Below are 17,724 nucleotides of genomic sequence, written 5' to 3' on the forward strand. Positions count from 1 at the left end.
CCGGATAGCTTTTGGTCGCGCATTCGTGCGTTGAACAAGGGACGGAAGCCACCGATGATCGTCTCTTAAGCCCTGCGAGAAGCCTTTCCCCATCTGACCTGACGCAAGGCACTGAAGCTTAAGCCTCATCTATACTGCAGCTTATCTTTGCTGAAGGAGCCCAATCATGGGACTGAGCTGGTTCACCCTCTGGCCGCCACTGGCACGCGTGCTGTTTATCCTCGCCTGTCTGACCATTATTCTGACCGGCCTTTATCTGGCAGCACCGCTGATCAATCAGGTTCTGCTGGCGATGTTACTGGCCATCATGCTTGATCCCCTGATTACCCGGCTGGAAAACAAACGCATACCGCGCATCGTCTCGTCACTGCTGGTGATTATGCTGATGCTGTTGATCATGGTGGTCACTATCCTCAAGTTAACCGTGCTGACGCCCGATTTGATGCAACTCAGCCGCCAGGCGCCCGTGCTGCTGGCGGCCCGGCTTGAACAGCTGACGCTGGCCTTTGCCCGGCTTGATATCGGTATGACGCCCGACCAGTTGCTGACCTTTGTGGATGCTGGGGCGATAGTGCGCATTGTCACTGCATTTCTGACGCAAATCCCTGGCGTCATCTCATGGTGGATCATGGTGTTCCTGATGCTGCTGTTTATGCTCTATGAGATGCCGCTGCTGAAAGCTGCACTGCAACAGCGGGTAAAGGGAAAACATCAGGCCTTTTATCTGGCGCTGCAGGAGGGAATTCAGAGCGTGATTGTGTATGCCAGAGTGAAAACGCTGACCAGTATTCTGGGCGGGTTAATCGTGGGCGTCGGCGCGCATCTGATCGGGCTGAAGTTTGCCTTTTTCTGGGGCGTACTGATGTTCATCTTTAATTACGTGCCGGTGCTTGGCTCCTTTCTGGCCGCGATTCCGCCGGTGATCCAGAGTTACATCATGTTTGATTTACAGATCGCGCTGGCGGTAGCAGGTTTCTTTGTGGTGCTGAACCTCTGCCTGAGTTCGGTGATCGAACCATTGCTGATTGGGAAGCGACTCAATCTGGCGCTGACCACGCAGTTGCTGGCGTTTCTGTTCTGGCAGGCGTTACTGGGGATTACGGGCGGGATACTGGCTATTCCACTGACCTATTTGATTAAAAAGGTCCTGCTGGCGAGCTATCCGCAGCAGGACCCGGAGGCAGAATTAACTCAGTGATGGCGTCTTCACCCGCCATGCGCGGGTGAGGCGTTTTTCAATCTCAACTATGATGAAGATCGCGATACTGACAATCAGCGAAATCAGCCAGTAGTTAATCGGCAGTGGACGGGTACCAAACAGCGTGTTCATTAATGGCACATAAATAATGATCGCCTGAAGGACAATCAGTACCAGCGTCACCAGCCAGATACCGCGATTTTTCAGCAGACCGCGATCCAGTGAGAAGCCATCCGAGTTACGGCAGTTAAGCATGTAGGCCCACTGCGCAGTCACCAGCATCTGCAGCAGCACGGTACGGATAAACTCGGCACTGTAGCCACGCGGTTGCAGCCAGGCTTCCAGCACAAAGGCACTGATTGAAATCAGCAGACCGACAAACACCACGCGCCAGATGGCGTAAGCGTCCATCACGTGTGCTTTGACATTGCGCGGTGGCCGGCGCATCGCATTCGCTTCAGCAGGCTCAAACGCCAGACCAAACGACAGCGTGGCGGATGTTGCCATGTTCATCCACAGAATCTGTACCGGGGTTAACGGCAGCAGATTGCCCATCAGAATCGCGATAATAATCAGCAGACCCTGCGCCAGGTTGGTGGGCATAATAAACAGGATGGTTTTCTTGAGGTTGTCGTAAACCCGACGTCCCTCTTTGACTGCCGCAGCGATGGTGGCAAAGTTATCGTCGGCCAGAATCATATCGGCCGCCTCTTTTGTCACCTCAGTGCCTTTAATACCCATCGCAATACCGACGTTGGCCTGTTTCAGCGCCGGAGCATCATTGACGCCGTCGCCGGTCATGCCAACGATCTCGCCGCTCGCTTCCAGCGCTTTCACCAGACGCAGTTTATGTTCCGGGCTGGTGCGGGCAAAAATGTCATAGGTTTTTGCCGCATCGGCCAGTTCGGCGTCGCTCATGTGTTCAAGCTGGTAGCCAGTGATAGCAGCCTGGCTGTTGCCGATTCCCAGCATCTGACCAATCGCCATCGCGGTTTCCTGATGGTCGCCGGTGATCATTTTGACGCGAATGCCCGCTTTCTGGCACTCGTCAATGGCGGCAATCGCCTCGGGACGGGGGGGATCCATCATGCAGGCCAGACCCAGCAGCACCATGTCACTTTTCAGATCGGCATGATCCAGCGCGGTAACGGGTGCAGAGGTTCTCTTCCATGCGGCGGCAACGGTGCGCAGCCCTTCGCTGGCGTAGGTGGTGATGGCGGCATCCCAGTACGCACGGTCTATCGGCTCTGCACCCTCCGGCGTTTGCTGCTGTTGACACAGCGTCAGCAGCACGTCTGGCGCACCGGTCAGCAGCACATAACATTCGCCGTTGGCAACACAGCTGACCGACATATATTTATAGAGGGAATCGAACGGCAGCTTGCTCACCACCTCAACCGGCTGAGGTGTCGTCTGGCCCTTCGCCGCCAGCACCTTCAGCGCGCCTTCAGTCGGGCCGCCAACAATCGTCCAGTGACCCTGACTTTCCTGACGCAGCTGGCTTTCATTACAGGTGTCTACCGCATGCAGGAACTGCTGAAACAGCGGATCCTGTGCCGCAGAGAGTCCACTTGCGTCGCCCTGCTCAGCAACAATCTCCCCTTTGGGTTCATAGCTGTTTCCGCTGACACGCCAGCGGCTCTTCGCCAGCACCACCGCTTTCACCGTCATCTCATTCATGGTGAGCGTGCCGGTTTTATCGGAGCAGATCACCGACATCGCGCCCAGTGTTTCAACAGTCGGCAGCTTACGGATAATCGCCTGGGTGCGTGCCATCGACTGCACGCCCAGCGACAGGATGATAGAGATAATGGCAGGCAGACCTTCCGGAACCGCAGCAACCGCCAGGCTGATGACGGACAGCGACAACTCGCCCAGTGGAATGTCACGCAGCAGATAGCCGAAGATAAACAGGGCGACCATCATCAGCAGGATGATGAAAAAGATCGCTTTACCGAGTTTGTCGATCTGCACCAGCAGCGGGGTTTTAACCTCTTTTATGCCGCTGATCATTTCGTTGATATGGCCCAGCTCAGTATCACCGCCGCTGGCGATCACCACGCCTGCGGCGGTGCCGGAACTGACGGTAGTGCCTGAAAAAGCCAGGTTCAGACGGTCGCCCAGCGATTTTTCACCGCTCAGCGTATCGGTGTTCTTCGACACCACCGTCGACTCCCCGGTGAGAATCGCCTCTTCAACCCGAAGATTATTGACCTCAAACAGTCGCAGATCAGCCGGGATTTTATCGCCGGGGCGTAACATCACCACATCACCGACCACAATATCGCGCGTCGCGACCGTGACCTGTTTGCCATCCCGCACCAGCATCGCTTCACTGGCAAGCATGTTCTGAATACTTTTCAGTGACTTCTCGGCATTATTCTCCTGAATAAAGCCGATCAGGGCGTTAATGACGGCCACGCCGATAATGACAAAGGTATCGACCCAGTGACCCATTATCGCGGTGATCACCGCCGCGGCCAGCAGAATATAGATCAGCACATCTTTAAAATGCGCGATGAATTTGAGCAGAGCCGATTTCTCAGCTTTTTGCGGAAGGGCATTGGGACCGTGTTTCTGCAGGCGTTCCTGCGCAGTGGCGGTGGATAATCCTGCTGATGAGCTCTGCAGTTCGGAGAATATCTCTGCCACACTACGCTGATACCAGGGGCGCTCAGATAAAGCTAACGCTTTATCCTGCTTATCATTATTTAGCATATATAAACCTCGTGCCATTTAGCGATGAAATAAAGGCGCAATTAAAAGACATGCATTTTGCAGGCAGCCCCTCCTGCAGGTAATGACCGATATCATATTTACGTAAGAAACGTCTGACGAATAACATAAAATGGCTAAATTAAATCTAACCTATATTATGAGAATGACAACGTTGTTTTTGTTTAGCTAAGGTTTAAGTATGCTGATGCAGTGTGCATCGGTTTATACTCTGGCTCGCAAAAGGAAACTCTGATGAAAAAACAGAGCATTATCATGCTTTGCGGTTTCGTTATTCTCGCGGTCGCCGCAACGACTCTGGTGGGCTTACTGACCTGGCTGGTGGTCTCTCATATGGCGGCGTAAGCCGATTCAGGCGAAGCGGTCCTGCCGCTTCGTTAAACTTATATGACGAAGATTAAAAATAAGTTTATCCCGGTCGCGATAAGCATCAGGGTTTATTACGCCTTAATGCTTATCAAACCGCAGTTTAAAAGCTGATGTTAAGGCGAAGAAAATGATTAAACGCAAGGTTATCCTCATTTTGCTCTGTTGTTTTTTTATGACAGCGTGCGATGAAAAAAAAGAACCGGATGCTCCCCCGCCCCGCGTAATTAAAGTTTTCACCCTTGAGTCGGACATCGCTCAAAATATCCGGGTATTTCCTGCGCGTATTCAGGCAGGTGATAATACCGATCTTGCGTTTAAACGGGCAGGCCAGCTGGTACAGCTTGATATTCGTGACGGAACGCCCGTGAAAGCGGGACAGCTTCTCGCTACCCTGAATGATGCAGATGCGAAACTACGGGTACGCGACCGCCAGACTGCACTGCAACTGGCGGAGCGACAATTTCAGCGCTTCAATACGCTGGCCCAGCGCAGCGCCGTTTCAAAGTCTGAAATGGATGTGCAGCGTGCTAATCGCGATGCCGCCGCGACTGCGCTGAAAATCGCACAGGAGGAGTTACAGTTTCTTAGCCTTCGCGCGCCGTTTGATGGTGTGATTGCAAGGGTACAGGCGCGTAATCATCAGGTCGTGGCCGCCGGACAGCCCATTGCGCTGCTGACCCGTGCCGATCTGCTTGACGTCATCTTTACGCTGCCCGAAACCCTCTTCACCAGCCTCGATATCCAGAATATTGACTATCAGCCTGAAGTGCAGTTTAACGCCCTGCCAGGCCGCTTTTTCACCGCACAATATAAAGAGCACACCAGCCAGACGGATGCCGCCACGCTGACCTATCAGGTGGTGCTGACCATGCCGCGTCCGGCTGATCTCCCTGGCGTTGCCGGCCTCAGCGGCTCGGTACGCGTCAGGCTGCATAACCTGCCAAATGCCCCTGCCCAGCCGCGTCTGGTCGTGCCTGCGGCGGCGGTGTTCAATCCCGATCGCAGCCCCACCAATCAGCCGCACGTCTGGCTGGTTGAGCAGGATGGTGAGGCGCTGCGCATCAAAGATCGACCTGTCGAAGTGGGCCGTCTCACCGCCCAGGGCATTGAAATCATCAGCGGGCTGAAGCCGGGCGACCGTATCGTTGCCGCCGGAGTGGGTGAGTTGCGTGACGGTGAAGCGGTGCGCATCTGGCAGCGCGAGCGGGGGTTATAATGCGTATTCAGGAGCATTTTCTTGATAAACCCATTCGCATCTGGATGGTCATTCTGCTGCTGGGCGTGGGCGGCATCTATGCGCTGCTCAACATTGGCCGCCTCGAAGATCCGCTGTTTACCATTAAGTCGGCGGTAATTGTCACCCACTATCCCGGCGCGTCCGCACAGCAGGTTGAAGAGGAGGTGACGTTGCCGCTGGAGAATGCGCTGCAGCGCCTGCCGTCGCTGGACAATGTCACGTCCATTTCTGGCAATGGCCTGTCGCAGATTACCGTTAATATTCATACCCGCTATCTGGCCGATCAGCTGCCGCAAATCTGGGATGAGTTACGTCGTCGGGTCGGCGATGCGGCCCGGCAGTTCCCGCCTGGCGTTCAGGCCCCGCTGGTTAACGATGATTTCGGCGATGTTTACGGCTACTTCTTCGTCATTCATGGTAAAGACTTTACCAACAGCGAACTGCGCAACTATGCCGATCAGCTGCGGCGCGATCTGGTGCTGGTGCCGGGTGTGGCTAAAGTTGCAGTAGCGGGCGTCGAGCAGGAGGAGATCCGCATCGCTCTCTCCGCCAGCAAAATGACCGCCTATGGTATGACGCCGCAGCGCGTCGCCGATCTGCTGAGCCGGAATAACAGCGTTGCCAGTGCCGGAACGCTGCGGGTCGACAGCGAATCGATCCGTTTTCATCCCACCGGCGAACTGCAGACGCTGGACGATCTGGCTAATCTGCCGATTCTGCCCGCTGGCAACCCACAGAACGTGCATCTGCGCGATATCGCCACCCTGACGCGTGGCGTTACCGACAATCCCGCCAATATCTACTTTGCAGACGGTGAAGCGGCTCTGGCTATCGGCATTTCGTTCGCGCCCGGCGTCAATGTGATTGATGTTGGCGACGCGCTTTCCGCCAGAATGGCGCACTACCAGCAGGATACGCCCGCCGGTATCAGCCTGAAGGTGTTCTATAACCAGGCCCATGAGGTGAAACAGTCGGTTGATGGCTTTATCCTCAATTTCCTGATGGCGCTGGCGATTGTGGTGGGAACGCTGCTGCTGTTTATGGGCCTGCGCAGCGGCATGGTGATTGCCGCCTCGCTGGCGCTTAACGTGCTTGGCACACTCCTGATCATGTACCTGTTTAAACTTGAGCTGCAGCGGGTGTCGCTGGGCGCGCTGATTATTTCGCTCAGTATGCTGGTGGATAATGCCATTGTGGTGGTCGAAGGGGTCAAAATCGATCATCAGCGCGGGCACCCTTTACAGCAGGCCATTACCCGCATGGTGCGGCGCACTGCCCTGCCGCTGCTGGGTGCCACGGTGATTGCGATTCTCGCCTTTGCGCCGATTGGCCTGTCGCAGGATTCGACCGGCGAATATTGTAAATCGCTGTTCCAGGTGCTGCTGATTTCACTGATGCTGAGCTGGGTCACGGCGCTGACCTTAACGCCGGTGTTTATCAACTGGAGTGAGAAGCGCCGCAGCACGGCTCAGCCTGAGCAAACCGAACCCTCCACGCCTTATCAGGGAATCGTATTCCGGCTCTATCGTCAGGCGCTGGGCGGCCTGCTGCGTTTCCGCCTGACCACGCTGACGGTAATGGTGACACTGCTGGCTCTGTCGCTGTATGGCTTTACACTCGTGAAGCAGAACTTTTTCCCCTCCTCCAGCACGCCGGTCTTTTTCACCGATCTCTGGCTGCCCTATGGCACTGATATTCATTACACCGCGAATACGGCGGCGGACATTGCCCGGTTTATTAATCAGGATCCTGAGGTCGCAGCCACGGTCACGACGGTGGGCCAGGGCGCTCTGCGCTTTACCCTGACCTACGACGCGGCACGGCAGTACAGCAACTTCGCCCAGATTATGGTGCGGGTTAAGGATGGCCGACAGCTTGATGCGCTGGCGCTGAAAACCGAGGCGTATATTGAGCAGAACTTCCCACAGGTAAATCAGCGCATCAAACGTATCCAGTTTGGCAGCGCCAGTGACAGCGCCATTGCCCTGCGGGTGATCGGCCCCGATCCCGAAGTGCTGCGCCACATCGGCAGCCAGCTGGATGCCATTTTCCTGGCGGATGGCTCTACGTTTCCGGTTCGCAACGACTGGCAGGAGCGCAGCAAAGTGATCCGCCCGGTCTATTCGGCGCTGCGTGGTCAGGAACTGGGTATCGATAAACGTGACATCGATCAGGCGCTGAGAATGAATTTCAGCGGTGACGCGGTGGGCATTTTCCGTGACGGTTCGCGGCTGATGCCGGTGATGCTCTATCCGGCTGATGAAGAGCGGCAGAGTGTCGATCACATCGAGAATATTCAGCTGTGGAGTGCGGCCCTGCAGCACTTTGTGCCCCTGAGCAATGTGATTTCCGACTTCCGGCTGGAGTGGGAGAATCCGCTGATTATGCGCCGCGATCGTACGCGCGTGCTGACGGTGCAGACCGATCCCGATCCCGCTTCAGGGTTAACCTCCGCACAAGTGGTGGCGCGGGTTCAGCCACAGATCGACCAGCTTAAACTCCCGGCGGGCTACCGGCTTGAATGGGGAGGTGAGTTGGAGAGTTCACGTGAAGCACAGAGCGGGCTGCTGAGTTCGCTGCCGGTGGGATTCCTGGCGATGTTCATCATTACCGTGCTGATGTTTAACTCGCTGCGCGACGCCGTCGCTATCTGGATCACCGTGCCGCTGGCGCTGATTGGCGTCACCTGTGGCTTTTTGTTCACCGGTATTCCGTTTGGCTTTATGGCGCTGATTGGGCTGCTGAGCCTGTCGGGCATGCTGATCCGTAACGGGATCGTGCTGATTGAGGAGATCAGGCTGTTCCGGCAGGAGAAATCGCTGCAGCTGGCAATTATTGATGCGGCGACCTCACGTCTGCGTCCTATTCTGCTGACCGCCTTCACCACGGTGCTGGGCCTGCTGCCGCTGCTGCGCGACGTCTTTTTCCAGAGCATGGCGGTGGTCATTATTTTTGGTCTCGGGTTCGCGACAGTATTGACCCTGCTGGTGCTGCCGGTCATCTATCGTTGCTTCCATGGTCGGGAGGCGCACGGTGAATAAGAGCGGACTGGCAATGCTGAAGACGCTGGCCTGTATCACCGCCGTCTCGTTTTTCACGCTTTACCAGAGCTACGACAGCTACCATTACGACATTAATCTGACGCTGAACGTGCTGAGTTTTGTTTCGACGATCGCCACGCCGCTCTATTTTCTGCTCAGCGGTTATATTGATGCCGGTGAGCTGCATACACCCGCGTGGCAGCTCGGCAAAATTCGCCGCATTCTGCTGATTTTTATCTTCTGGTTCAGCTTTTTCTGGTTTGCCGGGATGCATCATAAGGGCTATCTGATTCAGCCGTGGTTTGTAATTGCGCTGATTGTGATTTATGTGTCGCATCCGCTGATTGACCGACTCATTCAGCGGCCTGGGCTGATGGCATCGGGGATTTTACTGCTGCTGGTGTTAGCTTTTGCCTATGACCTGCTCGCCAGCCTCTACCCGGGCCAGCGGGCCTTTTCGCTGCTGCCGCAATACCGAATCTGGACCTGGGTGCTCTACTACCTCACAGGTCGGCTGATGGACGCGCCGCGCGTGATGCAATTGCTGACATCACCCAGAGTGATAAAGATCAGCCTGCTGCTGCTGCCCGCGGTTTATCTCTTTACCTGGCTGTATGAGCGTCATTACTTTCTTGCGCGCTTTCTGGCGACCCATAACGATGTGGTGCTGACGGGCTCGCAGGTTTATCTGCTGGTGGTGCTGATTGTGATCAGCATTAACGCCATTCGCCTGCCGGAAAAAGTCCAGTGGCTGACGCCGTTTCTGACGACCCTGGGGAAGACCATGACCGGCGTCTATATCCTGCACTATCTGATTTTTGGCCTGCTGGCGGCGGCAATCCGCATCCAGACGCTGGGCGATAAACTGCTGGTCATCGCCCTGACGTTAATCTTCTCAATGGCGCTGTCACTGCTGCTGTTGCGCATCCCCGGCGTCAGTAAGCTAATCAGCCTGTAGTCGCAGGGCGGCTCGTTCGGTTGCCGCACGACGAGTGGCAAGAAACTCAGCCATTTTCGCCCGCGCCTGCTCCACTTCCTGTGGCGATGCGGTATGCGGCGAACCGCTGGTAAACGGCGGTTCAGGATCATATTCCATCTGCAGCTGAACCGATTTCGCCACCGCGTCACCCGCAATTTCTGCCACCAGCGTCAGGGCAAAATCGATGCCAGAGGTCACGCCTGCGCCGCTGATACGATTGCGGTCGCGCACCACCCGTTGACTAACCGGCTCCGCGCCCAGTAGGGCCAGCTGATCGATGGAGCTCCAGTGCGAGGTAGCACGATACCCCTTTAGCAGTCCGGCGGCCCCCAGCACCAGCGAACCGGTACAGACCGACGTAACCCACTTCGCCTGATCGGCCTGCTGGCGAAGGAAATTCAGCGTGATGTCATCCGACATCAGGGCGATCTGTCCTGGCCCGCCAGGCACACAGATCACATCCAGTGGCGGGCAATCTGCAAACGAAGTAGTCGGCAATATCGACAGGCCGCGATCGGAACGCACCGGCTGAAGATCTTTCCAGATGAGATGGCATTCGACACCAGGCGTGCGCGCAAACACCTCCCACGGGCCGGTTAAGTCGAGCTGAGTGACATCAGGGAACAGCAAAAGACCAATCTGTAGCGGACGATTCATGCGTGAACTCCGGGCAGGTGATGAAACGCCATCATGCCGCGATGTCCGGTCAGATATCAATCCCGGCTACCGGAAACTATTTCCAGCGTATCCACCAGCGATGAGGGTAATATCTGGCCGTGACTCTGACCGGGATAACGCGTCAGAATCAGTCTGGCACCGCTCGGGCGCAGGATGTCGATAAGCGCACGCTCTTCCTGCTGAAGATCGTCAGAGTGGCCGGTTCGGCGTTCGGTGATGCCATCGCCCTCCATCAGATAGAGCGACAGATGTTTAAGCGGGCCGGCATCGGCGCGTCGGGCAAGGGTAAGAATGCGCTGATGATTCCAGCTCAGCGAGGGAGCAGCCGAAAAGTAATGGCTGAACCAGGCGGCATGAAAGAAGGTATCCAGCACGAACAGTCCGCCGTAGGAGTGACCCCAGAGCGCACGCCGCTGCGGATTACTGGGCGCAAGGCGTTCTGCCCACGGGACAATTGTGTTCAGCAGCAGCTGACGAAACTGATGGCTGCCTCCGCCTTTGCGGCCATGAGGCTGAGTGACCAGAGTATCAGGCGCATCATTGGGTGGGGTGTAGTCGTAATTACGCGCCACCACATCAAAGGGCAAATGGGTGTCGTAACCCACCGCGACCAGCACTGGCGGCGTGCCGCTGCTCAGCTTTTTAAGCAGAGGTTCTGTCAAATGTGCCATCGCCGCATTGCCATCCAGTAGCCAGAGCACCGGATAGCCGCCTGGCGGCGCATCGCTTTTGGGGATAGCAAGCCACACCCGATAGTGCCGTTCCCCATCCTGTGAGACAAACTTTTTACTCTGGAAGCGATACCAGGCGGAACCTGTGTCGGCGATGTTCTTGCCCAGCGGACGCATATCGGGTCGGGCAATGGCCGGAACGGCGGTTAAACCGGCTGTCATCACGGTCAGCAGCATCAGGAGGAAACAGGTACGGATAGTGTTCATTCAGCAATCCCTGCAAGGTTATCGGGCTAATCACGCCTGAGAGAGTGCCATCCTGACAAATTTTCACTGCGATAACATCCCCGCTTTTGCCGGGGTTAATGACATCCTCAGGGCACGCCGAGAAAACGCAACAGCGCCGTCATCGCCGCCGCCCCCAGAATAATCATAATCAGCGGCGCACGACGCCACGCCAGCAACAGGGCAAAGCCCACGCCCGCCACCCGTGCCACACCGGCAAAATGCTGACCTTCAAACAGCGTGGTGGTGGCCGCTACCGCCAGCAGCAATATCGTGGCGGCGTCGGAGAGCATCTGCTGGGTGCGCTCGCTGATTGGCAGACGGTTTCCCAGCCTGACGCCTGCAAACCGCATAAGATAAGTTCCGGCAGCCAGCAGGGCAATCCCGGCGATAATCATTCCCTGATGTGTCATTTGCGCGATCTCCATGTCAGCAGGCCCAGCAGTGAAAACAGCACCGGCATGCCCGCCGGAACCAGTGGCGTCGCCAGCAAGGAGAGCAGCGCGCCGACGGTCGCGGGGATCCGGGTGCGTCGCTGGCGCAGCGCCGGGAAGATCAGAGCAATCAGGATCGCCGGAAACACCGCATCCAGTCCGATCACCGAGACATCAGGAATAAACTGCCCGATTGCTGCCCCGATCATGACGCTGACCGGCCATATCAAGCCGATACCGATACCGCACAGCCAGTAAGCACTGCGGCGCTGCGCCAGTTGCGGCTGAGAGATCCCAAACACCACACTTTCATCGTTCATGATGTGACAGCCCAGCCAGCCTGACGGACCCTGCCCCACCAGATCCTTGACCGCGATGCCAAACGGCAAATGACGTGCGTTTACCAGCAGGCCCGCTGCGGCGGCGGTAAATGGACTGCCGCCACCGGCCACAATGCCGATAAACAGGAACTCCGACGCCCCCGCCAGCACCAGCGTTGAGAGCGCCAGCGGCACCCACAGCGGAAACCCGTCGGCCGACGCCAGCGAGCCATAGGATAAACCAACAATTCCATCAGCCAGGCAGACCAGAAAAATCGCTTTGATCACCCCTTTGTCCAGCAACTGCATTTGCGGAAAAAGCATCACTCTGTCTCATAATGAACATATAATCCGATATAATGAACACTGCGAAAGCGTTTTACAAGATGAACGTTATGTTCGATATAAAAAACATTCAGGTTATCAGGAGTGCGTTTGAATACCCCTATCAGCATTATTGCCAATGCCTTAGTACGTGAACGCCAGCGAGCCGGTCTTTCACTGGCTGAAGTGGCGCGCCGCGCAGGGATCGCTAAATCTACGCTGTCACAGCTGGAAGCGGGTAATGGCAATCCGGGCATTGAAACCCTGTGGTCGCTTTGCGTAACACTGAACATTCCATTTTCACGTCTGCTGGAGCCGGATGCGCGTCGTCTGCAGGTGATTCGGCGTGGAGAAGGCCTGACGGTTACCGCCGATCTTGCCGATTATCAGGCCGTTTTGCTGGCCTCCTGCCCGCCCGGCGTCCGGCGTGATATCTATCTGCTGGAAGTTCAGCCCGGCAGCGAACGTATTTCCCAGCCCCATATCCCCAATACCATTGAGCATATTATTATCGCTAAAGGGCGTGCGCTGGTGGGTCCGGTCGACAGTGCGGTGGAGCTGGATGTGGGTGATTACATTACCTATCCGGGCGATGAGCTGCATATCTTTCGGGCGCTGGAAGCCGATACGATGGCGCTGCTGGTGATTGAGCACAGCTGATCACTGTTTAGTGAGCTTCTGCAGGGTTTCTGCGGGCGTGAGGTGAGTGATTAGCTGCACCTCACTGCTCAGCCTGATCTCCGGATAGTGCTCGCGCATCCCTTCCAGCAGCACCTCATCAGGCCATTCCTCCTGTTTCCCCAGCATCGCGGCGACTTCGCTTAAGCGCAGCGTGTCGACCTGCGTCACCCACACGATTACCGCGTCCGTTTCATCGTGCTGATTCACCATTCTCAGCGGACCCATGGTGATATCGCCCTCCTGCCAGCGAATCGTCAAGGTTTTCTCTCCGGACCTGACGGCTGGCATCAGACGCGGGACAAGCATGAGTTGTTGCATTTCCACTCCCTTTTAAACGCTCATTGATACCCGCAACAAAAACACAAATCAGGATTGAAAACAAACTCACTAATGTTATGTTATAACGTATCTATAATCACGTTCTTACAGGTAACATCATGACACTCTCTGCTCTGACATCCGACGATCCCCGTCTGCCGGTTGCCGTTCTCTCCGGCTTTCTCGGTGCCGGTAAAACTACCCTGCTTAATCATATTCTGAACAACCGCGAAGGACGGCGGATCGCGGTGATCGTCAATGATATGTCTGAAATTAATATTGACGCTGCACTGGTGCGCGATGGCGGTGCGCAGCTCTCCCGCACCGATGAAAAGCTGGTCGAAATGAGTAACGGCTGCATCTGCTGCACGTTGCGTGAAGATCTGCTGCTGGAGGTAAAACGTCTGGCTCAGGCCGGGCGTTTCGATCACCTGGTGATTGAGTCTACCGGCATTTCTGAACCGCTGCCGGTTGCCGAAACCTTTACGTTTGAAGATGAAGCGGGTGAAAGTCTGTCAGCCTATGCCCGGCTGGACAGTATGATCACCGTAGTCGATGGCTTCAACTTCCTGCGCGATTATCGTTCAGCCGATGATCTGCAGTCACGTGGCGAATCGCTGGGCGCGCAGGATGAGCGTTCAGTGGTTGATCTGCTGGTGGATCAGATTGAGTTTTGTGATTTGCTGGTGCTGAACAAAACGGACCTGCTCAGCCCGGCGCAGCTGCACCAGTTGAAGGGCATGCTGCAGGCGCTTAACCCGCACGCGCTTATTGTGAACAGTGAGTTTGGGCAGGTTCCGCTGGACTGCCTGCTGAATACCGGCCGGTTTGATTTTGACCGGGCAGCGCAGGCACCCGGCTGGCTGCAGACCCTGCGCGGTGAGCATCAGCCGGAATCGGAGGAGTATGGCATTCGTAACTTTGTCTATCGCGCCCGTCGTCCGTTCCATCCGCAGCGTTTCTGGCATGCAGTAAACCACCAGCTTGACGGCGTTATCCGCTCTAAAGGCTACTTCTGGCTGGCCAGTCGGCCGGAATATGCCGCAATGTGGTCGCAGGCGGGCGCGGTGGCACGTCAGGGTTATGCCGGGCGCTGGTGGGTCAGCGTGCCGCGAACTGAATGGCCACAGGATGCAGATTCGCTCAACTTTATCGCTGAACAGTGGCAGGAAGGTACCGGCGATGCGCGCCAGGAACTGGTCTTTATCGGCATTGAGATGGACGAGAAGAGCGTCCGTGCCGCGCTGGATCATGCGCTGCTGACACCACAGGAGATGGCTGCGGGGCCTGAACAGTGGATCACCCTGGCCGATCCGGTGCCCGCATGGTTCGATGAAACCACCGCCTGACGCTGCGGTTGACGTACTTCTTTGACTTCGCAATAGTAAACGAACCGGCGGGTAGCAGTTTTCCACTAATCCCTGTTCAGGAGAGACCAGATATGCCACAACGTATTGCCGTAATCGGTGCAGGCGTGCTGGGTTTAGCCGTCGCGCAGTCATTGTCGCGACGGGGCGCACAGGTCACCGTCTTCGATAAAAACTATCCTGGCAGCGGAACCAGTCAGATCAGCTATGCCTGGGTCAATGCCAACGGCAAAGAACCCACCAGCTACCATGATCTTAATGCCCATGCGATAGACGAGCACAAGCGCTGGCAGGCAAGCCATCCTGCATCACCCCGATGGCTGCTGGAAACCGGCACGCTTGAGTGGGCGGCCGATGAATCATCCCTGCGCCAGCTGGCGCAGCGCGCAGCAAAGCTTACGACGCTCGATTACCCCGTAGAGAAACGTAGCCGCGCCGCACTTCTGGGTGCAATGCCCGAGTTGCGGCTTGATCCCCGCGTTCAGCACGCCTGGTCTTTCCCGTCGGAGTGTCTGCTTTATCCGAGCCTGTTTATCGCCTCTCTGCTGGCAGACCTGCGTACCAGTGGCGGGCAGCTGGTCTGCAACAATGAAGTGACGACGCTCACTGAATCGGCGCAGGATGTCCATCTTACGCTGGCCAGTGGAGATGAATGGCGCGGCGATCAGCTGGTGCTGGCGACCGGCCGCTGGGCACCGGAACTGATAAACCAGTGCGGGCTTGAACTGGCGATGACCGATGCGAACCGAGCCGATCCTGTTGCCTGCAGTTTTCTGGCGCAGACCCAGCCTCTGCCGATCCCACTTAAATGCAATCTGATTACCCCGGAACTGAATGTGCGGCCGGATGGCGGTGGCCGTCTGATGCTGCAGGCGCTGGATCTGGATCAGCACGCCGATCCGGCGCGGCCGGTCTCGCCGGATGGACTGATTGGCAAAGAGATGCTGCGTCGATTGCGGCGGCTGTTTAGAAACACGGAAGGCGCGAGAATTGAGCGGATTGAAACAGGACAGCGGTCGCGTCCGTCAGATGGCTTGCCGGCATTAGGCTATATCAGCGAGTCATCACGCGTTTATCTGATGGTCAGCCATAGCGGCATGACACTTGCCCCATTGCTGGGCAGGCTGGTGGCTGAGGAGATGCTGAGCGGCACAGGCTCACCAATGCTGAGTGCGTTTGCACCGCATCGGTTGCTGCGTCCGCTCAGTGCGGTCGCTAAAACAGCGCCCGCTTATCTTCCGTCGGCACAGTAAACACTAGCGACGATTCTTCCAGACGGTCTGCACGTTACAGAATTCGTGCACACCAAAGTGCGACAGCTCACGGCCGTAGCCGCTTTTCTTCACACCACCGATGGTAACGCGCGGATCGGACGCGCCGTTGCCATTAATAAACACAGCACCGACTTCCAGCTGGAGCGCCAGACGATCGGCAATCTCTTCATTACCGCTCCAGACGGTGGCGCTGAGGCCAAATTCGCTGTCGTTGGCGATCTCCAGCGCATGTTGTGGATCCCTGGCGACCGCAATAGCGGCTACCGGGCCAAACAGCTCCTGCCTGAACGCGGTCATGTCGCTGGTGACATCAGCGAGAATGGTCGGCGCGTAGTAGTTACCCTGCCCTGCCACTTTCTCGCCGCCCAGTACCAGACGTGCACCTTCACGCAGCGTGGCCTTTACCTGTCCATCCAGTTCGTCACGCAGATCGGCGCGTGCCATCGGGCCCAGGAAGGTATTTTCATCCAGCGGATCGCCCATGGTGAGTGCCTGGACCGCGGCAGTGAAGCGTTTTTCAAATTCTTCAGCGATCGGAGCTTCCACAATAAAGCGTTTGGCAGCCATACACACCTGCCCGGTATTCTGGAAACGTCCAATAACGGCTGATTTAACCGCTTCATCAAGATCGGCATCCGCCAGCACGATAAAGGGATCGGATCCACCCAGTTCCAGCACGGTTTTCTTAAGTGCTGCGCCCGCCTGTGCGGCGATCGCGGCGCCAGCCCGGACACTTCCGGTAACGGCAACGGCGGCAATGCGGTCATCTTTGATGGCTACGGAGACACCATCGTTGTCAACGTTGATCAGGTTAAAGCCGCCAGCAGGCAGATCGGTTGCCCTGAACAGCTCAGCCATCAGTGTGGCGCTTCCCATGACGTTAGGCGCGTGTTTGAGCAGATAGGTGTTGCCTGCCAGCAACATACTCACTGCGCCCCGCAGAACCTGCCATAGGGGGAAATTCCATGGCATCACAGCCAGGATCACCCCGATGGGACGGAATCGCTGCCACGCATCGGCAATCTGAGTAGGCTGATCGGCAAGCATTGCAGGGCCATGTTCCGCATACCAGTCGCATAAGTTAGCGCATTTCAGAACTTCAGCGCGTGCCTGTGCAATGGGTTTACCCATCTCAAGGGTGATCATGCGGGAAAGATCCTGCTCACGCAGACGGATCTGTTCGCCAAGCTGACGCAATACGCGAACGCGGTCCGTCATGGTGCTGCGTTTCCATGCTGCAAAAGCAGATGCGCTTTCAGTCAGTGTCTGTTCCAGCTCTGCACTGTTCTGCAAAGGATAGCGTGCCAGAATTTCACCAGTTGTAGGATTACGTGATAAGGCATGTTCAGTCATGGTGCCGTTTTCCTCATTCTGTCAGTGATGGAGAGACGATACGCGCTGTAGTTGGTGATGAAAAATGAATAATAGTGAGGAAGTTGTTTATAGATTGAGAATGAATGCGGCTATAGCCGATTAGTCGGTCAGGCAGTGGGCAGATTGCTGGCCAGTTTTTGCTGATGGTCAGCTCATCTGAAAATGATGTTACGCCTTAAGTTTTCCACTTATACAGTGAACAGATCCTAATAAACGATCCTTAATAGATCATATAGAGATCCTAAGAGATCCCCGATCGTCGCAGGCCGCACCCCACAAGGGCTGAAAGGGTGATCGCGTTCACTATAATCAGTAAAGTGTTCACTGTAATCAGTACTTTATTCACTGTACCAGGTAGAATGTTCACTGTAAACAGTGCTAATGTTCACTGTAGTCAGAAAACGATCCCTTTCATCCACAGAATGAAGATCTTACGCC

Annotated in this window: 14 protein-coding genes; 7 read left to right on the top strand and 7 right to left on the bottom strand. The window is 56.2% G+C overall.

The window, feature by feature from the left end:
- Positions 1-166 precede the first annotated feature (166 nt).
- The gene (locus tag ACXKZD_RS23685) at positions 167-1,198 is read left to right on the top strand and encodes an AI-2E family transporter (protein ID WP_010670602.1); all 1,032 of its coding nucleotides are present in this window, start codon (positions 167-169) and stop codon (positions 1,196-1,198) included.
- On the opposite strand, the gene ACXKZD_RS23690 is transcribed toward ACXKZD_RS23685, so the two are convergent.
- Entirely contained in the window at positions 1,187-3,916 is a 2,730-nt protein-coding gene (locus ACXKZD_RS23690; protein ID WP_488982295.1) for a cation-transporting P-type ATPase, read from the bottom strand. The two genes, ACXKZD_RS23685 and ACXKZD_RS23690, sit on opposite strands and share 12 nt — an antisense overlap.
- Before the next feature lie 514 nt (positions 3,917-4,430).
- Here ACXKZD_RS23690 and ACXKZD_RS23695 point away from each other — a divergent pair.
- The 3 genes from ACXKZD_RS23695 to ACXKZD_RS23705 are packed head-to-tail and all read left to right on the top strand — an operon-like array spanning position 4,431 to position 9,539.
- Positions 4,431-5,519, top strand: a complete 1,089-nt coding sequence (locus ACXKZD_RS23695) for an efflux RND transporter periplasmic adaptor subunit (RefSeq protein ID WP_033768724.1) — start codon at positions 4,431-4,433, stop codon at positions 5,517-5,519.
- The gene (locus tag ACXKZD_RS23700) at positions 5,519-8,581 is read left to right on the top strand and encodes an efflux RND transporter permease subunit (protein ID WP_488982296.1); all 3,063 of its coding nucleotides are present in this window, start codon (positions 5,519-5,521) and stop codon (positions 8,579-8,581) included. The genes ACXKZD_RS23695 and ACXKZD_RS23700 overlap by 1 nt, the downstream gene beginning before the upstream one ends.
- Entirely contained in the window at positions 8,574-9,539 is a 966-nt protein-coding gene (locus tag ACXKZD_RS23705; protein ID WP_488982297.1) for an acyltransferase family protein, read from the top strand. Before ACXKZD_RS23700 ends, ACXKZD_RS23705 begins: the two co-directional genes overlap by 8 nt.
- Here the strand turns inward: ACXKZD_RS23705 and ACXKZD_RS23710 are convergent.
- The 4 genes from ACXKZD_RS23710 to ACXKZD_RS23725 all read right to left on the bottom strand — a co-directional run bounded on the left by ACXKZD_RS23710 (position 9,525) and on the right by ACXKZD_RS23725 (position 12,272).
- Positions 9,525-10,217: a DJ-1/PfpI family protein gene (locus tag ACXKZD_RS23710; RefSeq protein WP_488982298.1), complete on the bottom strand. Its 693-nt coding sequence runs from the start codon at positions 10,215-10,217 to the stop codon at positions 9,525-9,527. The two genes, ACXKZD_RS23705 and ACXKZD_RS23710, sit on opposite strands and share 15 nt — an antisense overlap.
- A gap of 56 nt (positions 10,218-10,273) precedes the next feature.
- Entirely contained in the window at positions 10,274-11,176 is a 903-nt protein-coding gene (locus ACXKZD_RS23715) for an alpha/beta hydrolase (RefSeq protein ID WP_122459932.1), read from the bottom strand.
- A 107-nt stretch (positions 11,177-11,283) separates the two neighbouring features.
- Entirely contained in the window at positions 11,284-11,607 is a 324-nt protein-coding gene (locus ACXKZD_RS23720) for an AzlD domain-containing protein (RefSeq protein WP_010246806.1), read from the bottom strand.
- Positions 11,604-12,272, bottom strand: a complete 669-nt coding sequence (locus ACXKZD_RS23725) for an AzlC family ABC transporter permease (protein WP_010246808.1) — start codon at positions 12,270-12,272, stop codon at positions 11,604-11,606. Before ACXKZD_RS23725 ends, ACXKZD_RS23720 begins: the two co-directional genes overlap by 4 nt.
- 111 nt (positions 12,273-12,383) lie before the next feature.
- Here ACXKZD_RS23725 and ACXKZD_RS23730 point away from each other — a divergent pair, with 111 nt between their 5' ends.
- A complete protein-coding gene (locus ACXKZD_RS23730) occupies positions 12,384-12,932 on the top strand; it encodes a helix-turn-helix domain-containing protein (RefSeq protein ID WP_010246810.1) in 549 nt (182 codons plus the stop codon).
- Here the strand turns inward: ACXKZD_RS23730 and ACXKZD_RS23735 are convergent, their stop codons facing one another.
- Positions 12,933-13,271 carry an ASCH domain-containing protein gene (locus ACXKZD_RS23735; protein WP_187491784.1) on the bottom strand — a complete coding sequence of 113 codons (339 nt, stop codon included), beginning with the start codon at positions 13,269-13,271 and terminating at the stop codon, positions 12,933-12,935.
- Positions 13,272-13,390: 119 nt separating this feature from the next.
- Between ACXKZD_RS23735 and zigA the strand changes: the two genes are divergently transcribed.
- Positions 13,391-14,620 carry a zinc metallochaperone GTPase ZigA gene (gene zigA, locus ACXKZD_RS23740; protein ID WP_010246814.1) on the top strand — a complete coding sequence of 410 codons (1,230 nt, stop codon included), beginning with the start codon at positions 13,391-13,393 and terminating at the stop codon, positions 14,618-14,620.
- 92 nt (positions 14,621-14,712) lie between these two features.
- Positions 14,713-15,891 (top strand): NAD(P)/FAD-dependent oxidoreductase, encoded by a 1,179-nt coding sequence (locus ACXKZD_RS23745; protein WP_324701124.1) that lies wholly within the window; start codon positions 14,713-14,715, stop codon positions 15,889-15,891.
- Positions 15,892-15,894: 3 nt separating this feature from the next.
- Here the strand turns inward: ACXKZD_RS23745 and ACXKZD_RS23750 are convergent, their stop codons facing one another.
- The gene (locus ACXKZD_RS23750; protein WP_033760838.1) at positions 15,895-17,265 is read right to left on the bottom strand and encodes an aldehyde dehydrogenase family protein; all 1,371 of its coding nucleotides are present in this window, start codon (positions 17,263-17,265) and stop codon (positions 15,895-15,897) included.
- Positions 17,266-17,724: the final 459 nt, after the last annotated feature.

It is taken from the genome of Pantoea sp. ABR1s (assembly GCF_057812235.1).

Coding starts and splice junctions, on each gene's coding strand:
- ACXKZD_RS23685 (WP_010670602.1), top strand. CDS start 167: ATGGGACTGAGCTGGTTCACCCTCTGGCCGCCACTGGCACGCGTGCTG.
- ACXKZD_RS23690 (WP_488982295.1), bottom strand. CDS start 3,916: ATGCTAAATAATGATAAGCAGGATAAAGCGTTAGCTTTATCTGAGCGC.
- ACXKZD_RS23695 (WP_033768724.1), top strand. CDS start 4,431: ATGATTAAACGCAAGGTTATCCTCATTTTGCTCTGTTGTTTTTTTATG.
- ACXKZD_RS23700 (WP_488982296.1), top strand. CDS start 5,519: ATGCGTATTCAGGAGCATTTTCTTGATAAACCCATTCGCATCTGGATG.
- ACXKZD_RS23710 (WP_488982298.1), bottom strand. CDS start 10,217: ATGAATCGTCCGCTACAGATTGGTCTTTTGCTGTTCCCTGATGTCACT.
- ACXKZD_RS23715 (WP_122459932.1), bottom strand. CDS start 11,176: ATGAACACTATCCGTACCTGTTTCCTCCTGATGCTGCTGACCGTGATG.
- ACXKZD_RS23720 (WP_010246806.1), bottom strand. CDS start 11,607: ATGACACATCAGGGAATGATTATCGCCGGGATTGCCCTGCTGGCTGCC.
- ACXKZD_RS23725 (WP_010246808.1), bottom strand. CDS start 12,272: ATGCTTTTTCCGCAAATGCAGTTGCTGGACAAAGGGGTGATCAAAGCG.
- ACXKZD_RS23735 (WP_187491784.1), bottom strand. CDS start 13,271: ATGCAACAACTCATGCTTGTCCCGCGTCTGATGCCAGCCGTCAGGTCC.
- zigA (WP_010246814.1), top strand. CDS start 13,391: ATGACACTCTCTGCTCTGACATCCGACGATCCCCGTCTGCCGGTTGCC.
- ACXKZD_RS23745 (WP_324701124.1), top strand. CDS start 14,713: ATGCCACAACGTATTGCCGTAATCGGTGCAGGCGTGCTGGGTTTAGCC.
- ACXKZD_RS23750 (WP_033760838.1), bottom strand. CDS start 17,265: ATGACTGAACATGCCTTATCACGTAATCCTACAACTGGTGAAATTCTG.